This is a genomic window from Actinoplanes sp. NPDC051859 (assembly GCF_044452725.1).
Classification (GTDB): domain Bacteria; phylum Actinomycetota; class Actinomycetes; order Mycobacteriales; family Micromonosporaceae; genus Actinoplanes.
Map to the genome: position 1 here is coordinate 442028 of NZ_JBITBX010000006.1, position 14356 is coordinate 456383.

A 14356-nucleotide genomic window follows, 5' to 3' on the forward strand; every position below is an offset into this window, starting at 1 on the left:
TAGGGAGGTCCGATGTCTGAGCTGAACGCCGAGTCGACCGCTTTCCGCGCCGCGCTGGACGCCGTGCGAGCCGTCGAGCCCCGGATCGCCGACGCGATCGCCAAGGAGCTGACCGACCAGCGCGAGTCCCTCAAGCTGATCGCGTCCGAGAACTACGCCTCGCCCGCCGTGCTGCTGGCGATGGGCAACTGGCTGTCCGACAAGTACGCCGAGGGCACCATCGGCCGCCGCTTCTACGCCGGCTGCCAGAACGTCGACGAGGTCGAGTCGATCGCCGTCGAGCACGCCAAGGCTCTGTTCGGCGCGCCGTACGCGTACGTGCAGCCGCACTCCGGCATCGACGCCAACCTCGTGGCGTACTGGGCGGTGCTGGCGGACCGGGTCGAGGCTCCCGCGCTGGCGAAGGTGCAGAAGCGCAACGTCAACGACATGACCGACGCCGAGTGGGCCGAGCTGCGGCAGGCGTTCGGCAACCAGCGGATGCTGGGCATGTCGTTGGACGCGGGCGGCCACCTGACGCACGGTTTCCGCCCGAACATCTCCGGCAAGATGTTCGACCAGCGCAGTTACGGCGTGGACCCGGCCACCGGCCAGATCGACTACGCGGCGCTGCGGGAGTCGGCGCGTGAGTTCAAGCCGTTGATCATCGTGGGTGGCTATTCCGCGTACCCCCGCAAGGTGAACTTCGCGACCATGCGCGAGATCGCCGACGAGGTGGGCGCGACCTTCATGGTCGACATGGCGCACTTCGCCGGGCTGGTCGCGGGCAAGGTCTTCACCGGCGACTTCGACCCGATCGCGCACGCGCACATCGTCACCACGACGACCCACAAGAGCCTGCGTGGCCCGCGCGGCGGTGCCGTGTTCGCCCAGCCGGAGCTGGCCGACCAGGTCGACCGCGGCTGCCCGATGGTGCTCGGTGGTCCGCTGTCGCACGTGATGGCGGCCAAGGCGATCGCGTTCGCGGAGGCCCGCCGTCCGGAGTTCGCCGACTACGCGCAAGCCATCGTCGCCAACAGCCAGGCGCTGGCTGAGGGTCTGACCAAACGCGGCGCGACCGTGGTCAGCGGCGGCACCGACAACCACCTCGTGCTGCTGGACGTCGACAAGTACGGCCTGACCGGTCGCCAGGCCGAGCAGGCGCTGCTGGACAGCGGCATCGTCACGAACCGCAACTCGATCCCGCAGGATCCGAACGGCGCCTGGTACACCTCGGGCATCAGGGTCGGCACCCCGGCGCTGACCACCCGCGGCCTCGGCACGGCGGAGATGGACCAGATCGCCGAGCTGATGCACACGGTCCTGACCCAGACCAAGGCCGGCGCGTCGAAGGCCAAGTTCGAGCTGGACGCGGCGGTGTCCGACCGGATCAGCAAGCAGGCCACGGAGCTGCTGGGCGCGTTCCCGCTCTACCCGAGCGTCGAGCTCGGCTGATCTTCGCCAGGTGACGGGCCTGGCGCAAGCCGGGCCCGTCACACCTTTGACACATTGACGTAACCGAATTAGCGTCGGGCCAAGAGAGCGCTCTCACACGAGGAGTTGCCATGGCCGTTGCCGCAGTCGTCCCCCGATCCCGCATTTCCCGATGGGGTCTTGTCCTCGCAGTGGTCGCCGCACTGGGCGCCTTCCCCGCGCCGGCCGCTCACGCCGCCGAGACGCTGCTCTCCCAGGGCAAACCCGCCACCGCCTCCTCCTCGGAGAACCCGGGCGCCTTCCCCGCCTCGGCCGCCGTGGACGGCAACACCGGCACCCGGTGGTCCTCCGCCTTCGCCGACCCACAATGGCTTCACGTCGACCTCGGCACCAGCACGGCGATCTCCCGGATCGAGTTGAACTGGGAAGCCGCGTACGCCCGGACCTTCACGATCCAGACCTCGACCAACGGCACCAGCTGGACCGACGCCACCCCGGCCACCGCGGGTCAGCTCGGCACCCAGAGCGTCGCCGTCAGCGCCACCGCCCGGTATGTCCGCATGAACGGCACCACGCGAGCGACCCCGTACGGCTACTCGCTCTGGGAGTTCAAGGTCTTCGGCGGCACCCCGACCGACCCGATTCCGCCCGGCGGGAGCCTCGGCGCGAACGTCGTCGTGTTCGACCCCTCGATGTCCACGGCGGCCATCCAGAGCCGGGCCGACACGATCTTTCGGCAGCAGGAGTCCAACCAGTTCGGACTGCAACGCTACGTCCTGGCCTTCGAGCCCGGCACCTACCACGGCCTCAACATCCAGGTCGGCTTCTACACCTCGGTGCTCGGGCTCGGCCAGAACCCGCAGGACACCCGGATCAACGGCGACATCACCGTGGACGCCGGCTGGTTCCAGGGCAACGCCACCCAGAATTTCTGGCGCTCGGTCGAGAACCTCGCCGTCTATCCGGTGAACGGCGCCAACCGGTGGGCCGTCTCGCAGGCCGCGCCGTTCAGGCGAATGGACATCCACGGCGACCTCAACCTCGCCCCCGCCGGCTATGGCTGGGCGTCCGGCGGCTACATCGCCGACTCCCGGATCAGCGGCTCCGAGCAGCAGTACTCGCAGCAGCAGTGGTTCACCCGCAACAGCCAGATCGGCTCCAACCTGAACGCCGTGTGGAACCAGACGTTCGTCGGTGTGCAGGGCGCTCCGGCGTCGAGCTTCCCGAACCCGCCGTACACGACCATCGGCACCGCGCCCTCGATCCGGGAGAAGCCGTACCTCTACAAGACCGGCGGACAGTACGCGGTCTTCGTGCCGAACCTGCGGCAGAACGCCTCCGGCGCCACCTGGATCACCGGCAACACCCCGGGCACCAGCCTCCCGCTGAGCCAGTTCTACGTCGCCAAGCCCGGTGACTCCGCCGCGACGATCAACCAGGCGCTGGCCCAGGGCCGCCATCTGCTCTTCCAGCCCGGCATCTACCACGTCAGCCAGACGATCAACGTGACCCGCCCCGACACGGTCGTGCTCGGCCTGGGCTACGCCACGATCATTCCGGACGGCGGCGTCACCCCGATGCAGGTGGCCGATGTGGACGGCGTGAAACTCGCCGGGCTGCTCTTCGACGCCGGCACCACAAACTCGGCGAACCTGCTGGTCATCGGGCCAAACGGGTCCTCAGCGAACCACGCCGCCAACCCGACGACCGTGCAGGACGTGTTCTTCCGGATCGGCGGGGCCATCGCCGGCAAGGCCACCAACAGCCTGCTGGTCAACAGCAACGACACGATCATCGACCACATCTGGGCGTGGCGGGCCGACCATGGCAACGCCGGCACCTACGGCTGGACGATCAACACCGCCGACACCGGCCTGATCGTCAACGGCCGGAACATCATCGCGTACGCCCTCTTCGTCGAGCACTACCAGAAGTACGAGGTCATCTGGAACGGCAACGGTGGGCGCACGTACTTCCTGCAGAACGAGCAGCCGTACGACCCGCCGTCGAACGCCGCGTGGCGCTCGGGTGCCAACGGGTACGCCGCGTACAAGGTCGCCGACCACGTCACGAGCCACGAAGCGTGGGCGATGGGCAGCTACTGCTACTTCAACGTGAACCCGCAGGTGCGTTCGGACCGCGGCTTCGAGGTGCCGGTGAACGGCGGGGTGAGGCTGCACAACTCCTTCACGGTGTCGCTGGGCGGCGTCGGGGTGATCGACCACGTGGTCAACAACACCGGCGGCCCGGCCCAGGGGACGGCCACCATTCCGTCGACGGTCACCGAATTCCCGTAGACACGCAGCACGCCGCGCCGGTCCGACGAGGACCGGCGCGGCATCCGCCTCAGGCGACGTGCGGCGGGGGTGGAGCGGCTCCGGTCATGATGGCGACCGCGTCCGACATCGAGTGCGACTTCGGAGTGATCACCGTGGCTCGGCGGCCCAGCCGCTGGATGTGGATCCGGTCGGCGACCTCGAACACGTGCGGCATGTTGTGGCTGATCAGGATGACCGGCAGACCGCGGTCCCGGACATCACGAATCAGCTGCAGCACCCGGTTGCCTTCCTTGACGCCGAGCGCCGCCGTCGGCTCGTCGAGGATCACCACCTTGCTGCCGAAGGCCGCCGACCGGGCTACCGCGACGGCTTGGCGCTGGCCGCCGGACAATGACTCCACCGCCTGGCCGATGTTCTGCAGGGTGCCGACGCCGAGCTCGGACATGTGCCGCCGAGCCTCGGACCGCATGTGTTTACGGTCGAGCATGCGGAAGATCGAGCCCAACGGTCCGGGGCGGCGCTGCTCCCGGCCGAGGAACAGATTGTCGGCGATGTCCAGTCCGGGTGCGACCGCGAGGGTCTGATAGACGGTTTCGATGCCGGCCTCGCGGGCCTCCATCGGGTTGCGGAAGGTGACCCGCTGCCCGTCGAGGTAGATCTCGCCGCTGTCCGGAACTAGCGCACCGGACAGCGCCTTGATCAGGCTGGACTTGCCGGCGCCGTTGTCGCCGATCACGGCGAGAATCTCGCCGGGATACAGCTCCAGGTCGCCGCTCTCGATCGCCGTGACCCGGCCATAGCGTTTGGTGAGCCCACGAGCCTCCAAGACTGGGGTGACCATCAGGTCTGCACCTCCTGGTCATGCCTTCCTGGCCCTTGCTTCGCTGCGGTGCAGTCAGTCATGACTTGACCTTCCTGATCCACTGGTCGAGCGACACGGCCACGAGGACCAGCAGGCCGATTGCGAAGCCCTGCCAGACGACCTCGACGCCGCCGAGCTGCAGGCCGTTGCGGAAGACGCCGACGATCAGGGCGCCGATCAGGGTGCCCAGGACACCGCCGCGGCCGCCGAAGAGACTGGTGCCGCCCAACACCACGGCGGTGATGGAGTCGAGGTTGTAGTCGACGCCGACGTTGGGGCTGGCCGACGCCAACCGGCCGATGAGGATCCAGCCGGCGACGGCGTACAGCAGGCCGGCGAGGGTGTAGACCGAGAACAGCACCCGGTTGGTGCGGATGCCGGCCAGCCGGGCCGCCTCGATGTCGTCGCCGGTGGCATAGACATGCTTGCCCCAGGCCGTCGAGCGCAGGGCGTAGAAGAAGAGCCCGAAGAGTGCCAACATGATGATCGATCCGTACGTGAGCCGGAAAGTGCCGATCGGGATCGAGGTGCCGGTCCAGGTCATCAGCCCTGGCATGTCGGAGCCGCGGACGGTCTCGCTCTTGGAGATCACGGAGTTCAGCGAGAAGAAGATGGTCAGGGTGCCCAGGGTGACGATGAACGGGGGCAGTTTGAACCGGGTGACCAGGAAGCCGTTGAGCATGCCCATGGCCGTGCCGCAGGCGAAGCCGAACAGCAGCGCCAGCATGCCGGGCATGCCCAGGTCGGTGGCGAAGCTCGCCATCAGGATCGACGAGAAGACCGCGATGGCGCCGGCGGCGAGGTCGATCCCGGCGGTGAGGATCACCAGCGTCTGACCGAGGGCGAGTGTCGCGATGACGGTCACCTGGGCCAGGACCAGGGACAGGTTGGCGGCCGAGAAGAACCGGGTGTTGACGATCGAGAAGGCGATGACCGCGATGACCAGCACGGCGAGCGGTCCGAGGACCGGATTGCCGTGCAGGACGTGCTGAACGCGGAGGCCGAGGGAGTCATGCCGGCTGACGTCGAAGTCGGTGCTGCTGTCGATGGTGGTCATTGCCTCAGCCCCAGCAGTTCTGCTTGCCCCACGCGGAGTCTTTCGCCTCCACGCCGGCCTGCGGGTCGTCGGTGATCAATTCGGCGCCGGTGTCCACGAAGGTCTTGCCCGCCGTGGCCTGCGGCTTGGTGCCGTCCTTGGCGAACGCGGCCACGGCCTCGACGCCCATCGCCGCCATCTTGAGGGGGAACTGCATGGAGGTGGCGCCGATGATGCCCTGCGCCACGTTGTCCACGCCGGGACAGCCGCCGTCGACGGAGACGATGGTGACTTCCTTGTCCCGCCCGGCCGCCTTCAACGCCTGGTACGCCCCGGCCGCCGCGGGCTCGTTGATCGTGTAGACCAGGTTGATCGACGGATCCTTCTGGAGCAGGTTCTCCATGGCCGTCCGGCCGCCGTCCTCGGCGCCGTCGGTCACGTCGTGGCCGGCGATGCGGGGGTCGGTCTCGTCGCCGATCCGGTTGGGGTCGCCCACTTCAATGCCGAAACCGTCCAGGAAGCCCTGGTCCCGCTTGACGTCGACGGACACCTGGTTGGCGTTCAGGTCGAGCAGGGCGATCTTCGCAGTCTTGCCCTCCTCGGCGAACTTCGCCTTCGCCCACTGTCCGATGAGCTTTCCGGCCTGGTAGTTGTCGGTGGCGAAGGTGGCATCGACGGCATCCGCCGGATCGGTCGGCGTGTCCAGGGCGATGACCAGCATGCCCTGCTGTCGGGCCTTGTCGATGGACGGCACGATCGCCTTCGAGTCGTTCGGCGTGATCAGGAAGCCTTTGGCCCCGGACGACATGAGGTTTTCGATCGCCTGGACCTGCGCTTCGTTGTCGCCGTCCTGTTTGCCGGCGAAGGATTGCAGGTCCACGCCTTGCTGGGTCGCTGCTTGTTGCGCCCCCTCCTTCATCTTGACGAAGAAGGGGTTCGTGTCGGTCTTGGTGATGAGCCCGACGATCTGGCCGCCCTCGCCCGAGTCCCCGCCGCACGCCGCTGTCGCAAGGATGAGCGTTACCGCGGCGAGCGCCGGGCTGAGCCGTTTCTTGATCAGCAAAGATCCACGCATGTCTCCTCCGAAACGATTTAGCAGGAGTCAAGACAAGGTTCGTCATTGCAGTAGACGTCTCGGCCCATCGACTGTCAACGATCAGCACCCGGATCGTTGCAGATAGTGATCAGGCGGCTATGCCGTGCCGGCTACTCGCCCGGCGCCGGGCCGTTGTCGACCAGCGTGAAGGTGGTCGCGGCCGGGCCGTCGCCGATCTCCTCAGCGATCAACCCCAACTCCGGCGACACCCGCAGGTACGCACCCGCGCTGTTGATCGTGTAAGCCTCGTCGGCCACGCCAATGGTGAACAGCTGGCCGTCCCGCTCGGCATCGCACGGGGCGGCGACCACGGTCAGCGGTTGGGTGCCGTTCTCCTTGATGCCCATGCAGGCGGGCTGCCCGTCGGTGCTCGGCTTCGCGGTCTGGATCTGGTGTGTACCGCTCGTTGCCGGGACGAGGACGAACAGGCTGAACTCGGAGTCGCCGTCGGTGGTGTTCAGCCGTCCCTTGTCGTCCACTGCCAGCACCGACTCGAAGCTGCCGACGGGGGCGATGACGACTTGATTCTTGCCGGTGAGCAGCGGGTCGGGCTCGGGCGAGGCGGAGCTGGCCGGCGCGGCGGACGGGGGCGTGGCTGGAGTTCCGGCGTCTGTGCTGCCCGCAGTGCCGCAGGCTTGCTGCGCGAAGGCGAGGCAGGTCACGACACCGAGCGCCACGGCGGTGCGAGCACGGAGCATGGTGACCTCCCGGGTTGACGACGCATAGCGAGTTGCCCGTTATGTCGGCACCAAAACAGCCTGTCATGCTCCCTGGCCGCGTACCCGCGCCTTGCGCATTGCACGCTGTCATCTTGACGCGCGGAAGCGATGCATCGGGTTCATCAGGTGTGACCATGCGGCCCGGCCGACTAGTCTGACGGTCAACCCGCATCGGGAGGCCACGATGACTGACCGCCGGACCGGCGATCCGCTCGTCGCGTCGCAGACCCCGCTGACCGTCACCACAGCGCGGGAGACGGACGACTACGTCCGGCTGCGCTGCGTCGGCGAGATCGACCAATCCTCCGTGCCCTGCTTTGCCGCCGCCCTGGATGCCGCCTTGCCCGGCCGCCGGCTGGTCGAAGTGGACCTGTCGCAGGTCACCTTCATGGACTCATCTGGCATCAACACGTTGGTCAAACACCGGGTGGAAGGTTGCGAGCTCGTCGTCGTCGATGTGCCGCGGCACATCCGCCGGATTCTGGAGATCACCGGATTGCACCAGATCTTCTGTCGCTGAGGAGCCGGTGGCTGCCTCAGCCGACCGGGATCTCCACCGCACGGACGTCGCCAGCGTCGGCGATGCGCCAGAGGTCGCGTTCGTCGCCCAAGGTGATGCCGTCGACGTTGGCCGGGTCGACGACCAGGCTGGTGCCGTCGTCCAGGCTGAACGCGAGACCGCGCAGCCGCCCGCTGGCGGTGAACTCGTCGTCGATATACATCGTGACCGCCTTGCATTCCAGGGCGCGTCGAAGACTCAGGTGCAAACCGGTCATGTCTACCAAAACCCCCCGTAATTGGTCCTCCTCCGCTAATTCAGGATGAACGGTGGGATCCGCGGCATGACTGACGCTCAGCCACTGGCCCAGGTGCTCGACGGTCAGGTTGAGGTAGCCGCGGCCGGGCGCGCCGATGTAGATCTGCTTGCCGTAGAGCACCACCCGCTCCGGGACACAGCTCAGGTCGCCGTAACCGGCGGCCAGCAGCTCCTCGAAGCGGTGGCACTGGCGGAACAGGCGGATCAACTCATCCATGACGGGGCCTGTCAGGTAGTAGGCGTTCTTCGTGGTCGAGTTCGCGTTCCAGGATGCGCAGTTCCTCGTCCGAAAGCTGACCCGCGTCGCGCCAGCGCAGCAGTTCCTCACGCTGGGCGTCGATCACCGAGCGGCGCACCCGCAGGGCAGCCTCGTACTGGGGCGAAACCGGCACCTCGTTCGAGTCTGCCTGATCGAGCAGGTCCAGGCGGCGCCGATAGCGTTCCAGCTGCGATTCAAGTTGCTTACGCATGGTCTCGATCGCCGGGTCCTCGACATGGTCGTGCCGCTGGTGCTGGATCTCGTCCAGCCGGTCCAACGCCGCCTGGGCACTCGCCGAGCGGGCCTCGTTGCGCAGCCGGATCATGTCCGCCGGGTTGGCCTTCAGCCCCAGCCACCGCACCAGCGGCGCAAACGTGACGCCCTGCCCGACCAGGGTGACCAGTACGACAGCAAATGCGCAGAACAGGAGCAAATCCCGGTCCGGGAACGGATGGCCCTCGTCGGTGGACAGCGGGATGGTGAAGATCGCGGCCAGGGTGATGACCCCGCGGGTGCCGGCCCAGCTCAGCGCGGTGATTTCCTTGCCGTCCAGCCGGCGTTCCCGCTTGTCGGTGGCCGCCTGCGCCTCCGGTTCGCCGCCCAGCCGCGCATGCATCGACCGCGGCAGCGACTGGGTGAGCACCAGGAACAACGGCCGCAGCAGCAGCACCGTACCGATCGAGATCGCCAGAGCAATGACGATCGTGCTCGTCTCGTACGCCGACAGTCCCTTGATCACCAGCGGCAGCTGCTGGCCGATCAGCAGGAAGACCAGGCCCTCCAGCATGAAGTCGATCAGCCGCCACACCGCGCTGACCTGCAGCCGGCTCGCGCCGGAGGCAATCCGTGGGGCGTCGTGCCCCACGATGAGGCCGGCCACCACGACCGCCAGCACGCCCGACACGTGCACGCTCTCAGCCAGCAGGTACGCGACGAACGGCGTCGCCAGCGACACGGCGTTCGCGACCAACGGGTCGTGCTGCAGCGGCCGGGCAGCCCGGACCGCGTAAGCGACCAGCATGCCCGCCACCACGCCGCCGCTCGCCGAGATGACGAACTCGCCGACCGCGTTGGGGAACGAGAAGGTCTCACCGACCGCGGCGGAGACGGCGACGCTGAGCAGGGTCAGCGCGGTCGCGTCGTTGAGCAGGCCCTCGCCCTGGACCAGAGTGATCAGCTTGCGGGGGAGGCCGACCTTCTTGCCGATGGCGAGCGCGGCCACCGGGTCGGGCGGGGCGACGGCGGCACCGAGTGCGACACCGGCGGCGAGCGTGGCACCGGCCACGAAGTACTGGAAGCCCACACCGATCAGCAGCGCGGTGATCAAGACCAGGACGACGGAGAGGCTGATGACCGTCCGCAGATTGCGCCGGATGTCGATGAGCGACGAATCGAGCGCGGCTTTGTAGAGCAGCGGGGGCAGCACCAGCGTCAGGACGAGATGCGGATCGAGTCCGATGTTCGGCCCGGGCAGTACGGCGTAGAGGATGCCGATCAGGGTCAGCAAGGCGGCTGCGGGCAGGCCGGTGCGCTCGGCGATCCAATGGACCGCCACGATCACCGCCACGCCCGCGAGGACGAACAGCAGACTGTATTCCACACTCACGGGGAACAGTCTCCCGGACCGGCGGCGATCGCGCGATCATGACCGGGTGGTTCGAGGCCCCGGGGCCACGCCGAGCGGCGCGACCCCGGGTCGGTGCATCAGTAGCGGTAGTGGTCGGGCTTGTACGGTCCCTCGACCGGCACGCCCAGGTACTCCGCCTGCTTCTTGGTCAGCTCGGTGAGCCGGACGCCGAGCGCGTCCAGGTGCAGCCGGGCGACCTTCTCGTCCAGGTGCTTCGGCAGCACGTAGACCTGCTTGTCGTACTCGCCGGGCTTCGTCCAGAGCTCGATCTGGGCGATCACCTGGTTGGTGAACGAGTTCGACATGACGAAGCTGGGGTGGCCGGTGGCGTTGCCCAGGTTCATCAGGCGACCCTCGGACAGCACGATGACCGCGTGCCCGTCCGGGAAGCGCCACTCGTGCACCTGCGGCTTGACCTCGACCTTTTCGATGCCCTTGACCTTGGCGAGGCCGGCCATGTCGATCTCGTCGTCGAAGTGACCGACGTTGCCCACGATGGCGTTGTGCTTCATCGCGGCCATGTGCTCGACCGTGATGATCTCGGTGCCACCGGTGGTGGTGATGAAGATGTCGGCCTCGGCGACGACGTCCTCGATCCGGGCGACCTGCATGCCGTCCATGGCGGCCTGCAGCGCGCAGATCGGGTCGACCTCGGTCACGATGACCCGGGCGCCCTGGCCGCGCAGCGTCTCCGCGGAGCCCTTGCCGACGTCGCCGTAACCGCAGACGACGGCCAGCTTGCCGCCGAGCATGACGTCGGTGGCCCGGTTGAGGCCGTCGACCAGCGAGTGCCGGATGCCGTACTTGTTGTCGAACTTGCTCTTGGTGACCGAGTCGTTGACGTTGATCGCCGGGAAGAGCAGGTCGCCGGTCTTGGCGAACTTGTAGAGGCGCGCCACGCCGGTGGTGGTCTCCTCGGTGACGCCCTTGATGTCGGCGGCCATCTTGGTGAACCGGCCCTTGTCCGTCGCCAGGCTGCGACGGAGGGTCTCGAGGATGATCGAGTACTCGTGGTTGTCGTCCTCGGTCGTCGCGGGCACCGCGCCGGCCGCCTCGAACTCCACGCCCTTGTGCACGAGCAGGGTGGCGTCGCCGCCGTCGTCGAGGATCATGTTCGGGCCGAGGCCGTTACCGAAGTCGAACAGCTGCTCGGTGCACCACCAGTACTCCTCCAGCGTCTCGCCCTTCCAGGCGAACACCGGGGTGCCGGTCGGCGCCTCGACCGTGCCCTCGGGGCCGACGACGATCGCCGCGGCGGCCTCGTCCTGGGTCGAGAAGATGTTGCAGGAGACCCAGCGGACCTGGGCACCCAGCGCGACCAGCGTCTCGATGAGCACGGCGGTCTGGATGGTCATGTGCAGCGAGCCGGCGATGCGGGCGCCCTTCAGCGGCTGCGCCGCCTTGTGCTCCTCGCGGATCGACATGAGGCCCGGCATCTCGTGCTCGGCGAGACGCATCTGGTGCCGGCCGAAGGCAGCCAGCGACAGGTCGGCCACGGCGAAGTCGAGGCCGTTGACCTTCTGGAGACGTGGTGACATAAAAATGCACCCTCCTCTTCAGGAGGCGCCCTTGCGACAGTGGCCCGCAAACCGAGCGTGGCGAATCCGAGGATCCGTCGCAGCGCCTCTCGGCCAGGGGCAGCGCCTCGTCGGGCGCCCATCTACTCTACCGTCGCGTCGCCAAGATCGGGAATCCGCGGCCTTCTTTCGATCCAGACCCGTCGGGACGTCATGCTTGAAAACTCCTCAAAAACCCATCATTGTGTACGCGTGAAGCATCCGTACCGGATCCGCGAAATCGCTGCCCAATCCGGCCTCAGTGAAGCCACAGTGGACCGTGTGTTGCATCGGCGCGGCGGAGTGCGGACGAGCACTGTCCGCGAGGTGGAACGGGCGATCGCCGATCTCGACCGGCAGCAGACGCAGCTGCGCATCGGCGGCCGAACGTACATGGTGGACGTTGTCGTGCAGGCGCCATCGCGTTTCTGTGCAACGGTTCAAGCGGCGTTGGAGGCTGAGTTGCCCACGCTGCGGCCGGCAGTGATCCGCTCCCGTTTCCATTTCTGCGACACTTCCGAAGCCCTGGTTGCGGTGCTGGCCAAGCTGAAAACGCACGGGGTGATCCTGAAAGCCCCGGACGTCGGCGAGGTTGGCGTGGCCGTGGCTCGCCTGTACCGGCAGGGCATCCCGGTGGTGACCCTGGTGACGGACCTGCCCACCAGCGCCCGGACGGCGTACGTGGGTCTGGATAATCGGGCAGCCGGCGCCACCGCCGCGTACCTGATGCAGCAGTGGCTTCCCAGTGATCGCGCAGGGGAGGTTCTCGTCGTCCGGGGCAGTGTCTCGTTCCGGGGTGAAGACGAGCGAGAGATGGGATTCCGCGCCGAAATGCGGGCGCGGGCCGCGTCCCGGCGCTTGTGGGAAGTCGTCGACGACGAGAGCGAAGCTTCTTCTGTCCACATCGGAGTTGAAGCGTTGCTGGCCGCTCACCCGGACATCCGCGCCGTGTACTCGATGTATGCGGGCGCCGGCGGAAATGCTGCCGTAGTGGCTGCCTTCGCGGCAGCGAATCGGACATACGACGTGTTCGTCGCCCATGATCTGGACGGGGAGAATGCCACGCTGCTGCGCGAACGCCGATTGTCGGCGGTGCTGCACCATGATCTGCGGCAGGATCTACGCCGGGCCTGCCACACGATTTTGCAGTCGCAGGGCGCGTTGCCGGGGCCGATCCAGTCGCACCCCTCAGCCGTCCAAGTGCTGACACCTTGCAACCTCACTCCCCTCATGAACACCTCACCATGAGGTGAAATCGGGACAACTGGGTCGGCCGAAAGGCAGAGGGGCACGCCGACGGTTTCCGGCTGCGAGCCGATGCGCGACAGGCGGCCCTCCGGCCAAGCTCGACAGGCCTAGTGACCTGGGGAAAGAAGCTTCGACCCGGAGGGACCTCATGACGTTCGACGACGAGAACCGGCCCGCACGGCAGCGGATCACGCTGACCGGCATCAGCTCCCGCGCGTGGGAACACCCCGCCGACCGCGGCGCGCTGACAGCACTGCGGGAACTACGTGGCTTCGACGACGTGGTGAAGGCCTTCTTCGGCATGTGGAACGAGCGCGGCTTCCGCCTGTCCTACCTGGCCGGGGCGATCCGGGTCGACCACCGCCAGTACCCGCGCGTCCACCAGCGCTTCACCGAGGCTGCCACCGTCCTCGACGTCGCCGAACTGCCCGAGCTGTACGTCACCCAGGCGCCGGTGATCCACGGCGAGGCGATCGGCATGGACAAGCCGTTCATCGTGATCTCCACCGCGGCGGTCGAGAAGCTGGACGACGACGAACTGCGCGCCCTGCTCGGCCATGAGCTCGGGCACGTCCGCAGCGGCCACGCCGTCTACAAGACGATCATGATGATCCTGACCCGCTGGGCCAGCTCCGTCAGCTGGCTGCCCATCGGCGCCATCGCCCTGCGCGCCATCATCGCCGCCATGTACGAATGGTGGCGCAAGGCCGAACTGTCCGCCGACCGCGCCGGACTGCTCGCCGGCCAGGACCCGGCCGCATCCACCCGCCTGCTGATGAAGCTCGCCGGCGGCGGCGACCTCTCCCAGATCGACACGGCAGCCTTCCTCGAACAGGCAGCCGAATACGAAGGCGGCGGCGACCTGCGCGACAGCCTTCACAAGATCGGCATGACCGCGTGGAGCAGCCACCCGGTCCCGGTCGCCCGCGCCGCCGAACTCCGCAAGTGGGTCGACGCCGGCGACTACGCCCGCATCCTCGCCGGCGACTACGACCGCCGCGACACCGACGGCAACGCCTCGGTCACCGCCGACGTGAAGGCCGCGGCCTCCCACTACCGCGACACCTTCCAGAATTCCCAGGACCCGCTCGTCACCCTGGCCCGCCGTGTCTCCGGCGGCGCTGCCGACCTCGGCGACTGGGCCGGGACCCAGGCCGGCAAAGCCCGCACCTGGGCCACCACCGCTGCCGGCGCCGCCTCCCGCGCCGCCCGCCGCACCTCCCGCCCCGACGGCCCTGACGGCTCCGACGGTCCGGATCAGTCCACCCCCGCGCCGTAACCCTGGCGCGCTGCGGCGCCGGGCCAGGTCTGCGCTGCGGCACCGGGCAAGGTCTGCGCTGCGGCACCGGGCAAGGTCTGCGCTGCGGCACTGGGCAAGGTCTGCGCTGCGGCACTGGGCAAGGTCTGCGCTGCGGCACTGGGCAAGGTCTGCGCTGCGGCACCG

At 67.9% G+C, this 14356-nt stretch carries 13 protein-coding genes; 5 read left to right on the forward strand and 8 right to left on the reverse strand.

Translation table 11 applies throughout. The features are described from left to right. Window positions 1-12 precede the first annotated feature (12 nt). Window positions 13-1434 carry a glycine hydroxymethyltransferase gene (locus ACIA1L_RS18680; protein WP_396074028.1) on the forward strand — a complete coding sequence of 474 codons (1422 nt, stop codon included), beginning with the start codon at window positions 13-15 and terminating at the stop codon, window positions 1432-1434. Window positions 1435-1544: 110 nt separating this feature from the next. Continuing rightward, window positions 1545-3710 carry a discoidin domain-containing protein gene (locus ACIA1L_RS18685; protein ID WP_396074030.1) on the forward strand — a complete coding sequence of 722 codons (2166 nt, stop codon included), beginning with the start codon at window positions 1545-1547 and terminating at the stop codon, window positions 3708-3710. A gap of 49 nt (window positions 3711-3759) precedes the next feature. Here ACIA1L_RS18685 and ACIA1L_RS18690 read toward each other — a convergent pair whose 3' ends face one another. From ACIA1L_RS18690 to ACIA1L_RS18705, 4 genes are all read right to left on the reverse strand, one after another. Beyond that, window positions 3760-4533 carry an ATP-binding cassette domain-containing protein gene (locus ACIA1L_RS18690; protein ID WP_396074031.1) on the reverse strand — a complete coding sequence of 258 codons (774 nt, stop codon included), beginning with the start codon at window positions 4531-4533 and terminating at the stop codon, window positions 3760-3762. A gap of 58 nt (window positions 4534-4591) precedes the next feature. Beyond that, window positions 4592-5611 (reverse strand): ABC transporter permease, encoded by a 1020-nt coding sequence (locus tag ACIA1L_RS18695; RefSeq protein ID WP_396074033.1) that lies wholly within the window; start codon window positions 5609-5611, stop codon window positions 4592-4594. A gap of 4 nt (window positions 5612-5615) precedes the next feature. Next, window positions 5616-6665: a sugar ABC transporter substrate-binding protein gene (locus ACIA1L_RS18700; RefSeq protein WP_396074035.1), complete on the reverse strand. Its 1050-nt coding sequence runs from the start codon at window positions 6663-6665 to the stop codon at window positions 5616-5618. Between the two features lie 131 nt (window positions 6666-6796). Then, window positions 6797-7384 (reverse strand): hypothetical protein, encoded by a 588-nt coding sequence (locus tag ACIA1L_RS18705; protein WP_396074036.1) that lies wholly within the window; start codon window positions 7382-7384, stop codon window positions 6797-6799. A 205-nt stretch (window positions 7385-7589) separates the two neighbouring features. On the opposite strand from ACIA1L_RS18705, the gene ACIA1L_RS18710 reads away from it, so the two are divergent. Beyond that, window positions 7590-7925, forward strand: coding sequence for an STAS domain-containing protein (locus ACIA1L_RS18710; RefSeq protein WP_396074037.1), 336 nt, complete (start codon window positions 7590-7592; stop codon window positions 7923-7925). A 16-nt stretch (window positions 7926-7941) separates the two neighbouring features. Here the strand turns inward: ACIA1L_RS18710 and ACIA1L_RS18715 are convergent, their stop codons facing one another. The 3 genes from ACIA1L_RS18715 to ahcY form a co-directional block, all read right to left on the reverse strand. Continuing rightward, window positions 7942-8439 carry a hypothetical protein gene (locus tag ACIA1L_RS18715; RefSeq protein ID WP_396074038.1) on the reverse strand — a complete coding sequence of 166 codons (498 nt, stop codon included), beginning with the start codon at window positions 8437-8439 and terminating at the stop codon, window positions 7942-7944. After that, window positions 8432-10087: a Na+/H+ antiporter gene (locus ACIA1L_RS18720; protein ID WP_396074040.1), complete on the reverse strand. Its 1656-nt coding sequence runs from the start codon at window positions 10085-10087 to the stop codon at window positions 8432-8434. Before ACIA1L_RS18720 ends, ACIA1L_RS18715 begins: the two co-directional genes overlap by 8 nt. Before the next feature lie 98 nt (window positions 10088-10185). Continuing rightward, complete coding sequence (ahcY, locus tag ACIA1L_RS18725) at window positions 10186-11646, reverse strand: adenosylhomocysteinase (RefSeq protein ID WP_396074042.1); 1461 nt, start codon at window positions 11644-11646, stop codon at window positions 10186-10188. A gap of 192 nt (window positions 11647-11838) precedes the next feature. Here ahcY and ACIA1L_RS18730 point away from each other — a divergent pair, with 192 nt between their 5' ends. Both ACIA1L_RS18730 and ACIA1L_RS18735 read left to right on the forward strand, forming a co-directional pair. Continuing rightward, complete coding sequence (locus ACIA1L_RS18730; RefSeq protein ID WP_396074044.1) at window positions 11839-12912, forward strand: LacI family DNA-binding transcriptional regulator; 1074 nt, start codon at window positions 11839-11841, stop codon at window positions 12910-12912. A 148-nt stretch (window positions 12913-13060) separates the two neighbouring features. Then, window positions 13061-14191, forward strand: a complete 1131-nt coding sequence (locus ACIA1L_RS18735) for a M48 family metallopeptidase (protein WP_396074046.1) — start codon at window positions 13061-13063, stop codon at window positions 14189-14191. On the opposite strand, the gene ACIA1L_RS18740 is transcribed toward ACIA1L_RS18735, so the two are convergent. Next, window positions 14170-14356: hypothetical protein (locus ACIA1L_RS18740; protein WP_396074048.1), on the reverse strand; the 187-nt coding region annotated here is incomplete at its 5' end. The genes ACIA1L_RS18735 and ACIA1L_RS18740 overlap by 22 nt on opposite strands.

Excerpts from the sequence above, each read along its gene's own strand:
- ACIA1L_RS18710 (WP_396074037.1), top strand. The coding sequence starts at position 7,590 with ATGACTGACCGCCGGACCGGCGATCCGCTCGTCGCGTCGCAGACCCCG.
- ACIA1L_RS18695 (WP_396074033.1), bottom strand. The coding sequence starts at position 5,611 with ATGACCACCATCGACAGCAGCACCGACTTCGACGTCAGCCGGCATGAC.
- ACIA1L_RS18700 (WP_396074035.1), bottom strand. The coding sequence starts at position 6,665 with ATGCGTGGATCTTTGCTGATCAAGAAACGGCTCAGCCCGGCGCTCGCC.
- ACIA1L_RS18690 (WP_396074031.1), bottom strand. The coding sequence starts at position 4,533 with ATGGTCACCCCAGTCTTGGAGGCTCGTGGGCTCACCAAACGCTATGGC.
- ACIA1L_RS18705 (WP_396074036.1), bottom strand. The coding sequence starts at position 7,384 with ATGCTCCGTGCTCGCACCGCCGTGGCGCTCGGTGTCGTGACCTGCCTC.
- ACIA1L_RS18730 (WP_396074044.1), top strand. The coding sequence starts at position 11,839 with ATGCTTGAAAACTCCTCAAAAACCCATCATTGTGTACGCGTGAAGCAT.
- ahcY (WP_396074042.1), bottom strand. The coding sequence starts at position 11,646 with ATGTCACCACGTCTCCAGAAGGTCAACGGCCTCGACTTCGCCGTGGCC.
- ACIA1L_RS18685 (WP_396074030.1), top strand. The coding sequence starts at position 1,545 with ATGGCCGTTGCCGCAGTCGTCCCCCGATCCCGCATTTCCCGATGGGGT.
- ACIA1L_RS18715 (WP_396074038.1), bottom strand. The coding sequence starts at position 8,439 with ATGGATGAGTTGATCCGCCTGTTCCGCCAGTGCCACCGCTTCGAGGAG.
- ACIA1L_RS18735 (WP_396074046.1), top strand. The coding sequence starts at position 13,061 with ATGACGTTCGACGACGAGAACCGGCCCGCACGGCAGCGGATCACGCTG.
- ACIA1L_RS18680 (WP_396074028.1), top strand. The coding sequence starts at position 13 with ATGTCTGAGCTGAACGCCGAGTCGACCGCTTTCCGCGCCGCGCTGGAC.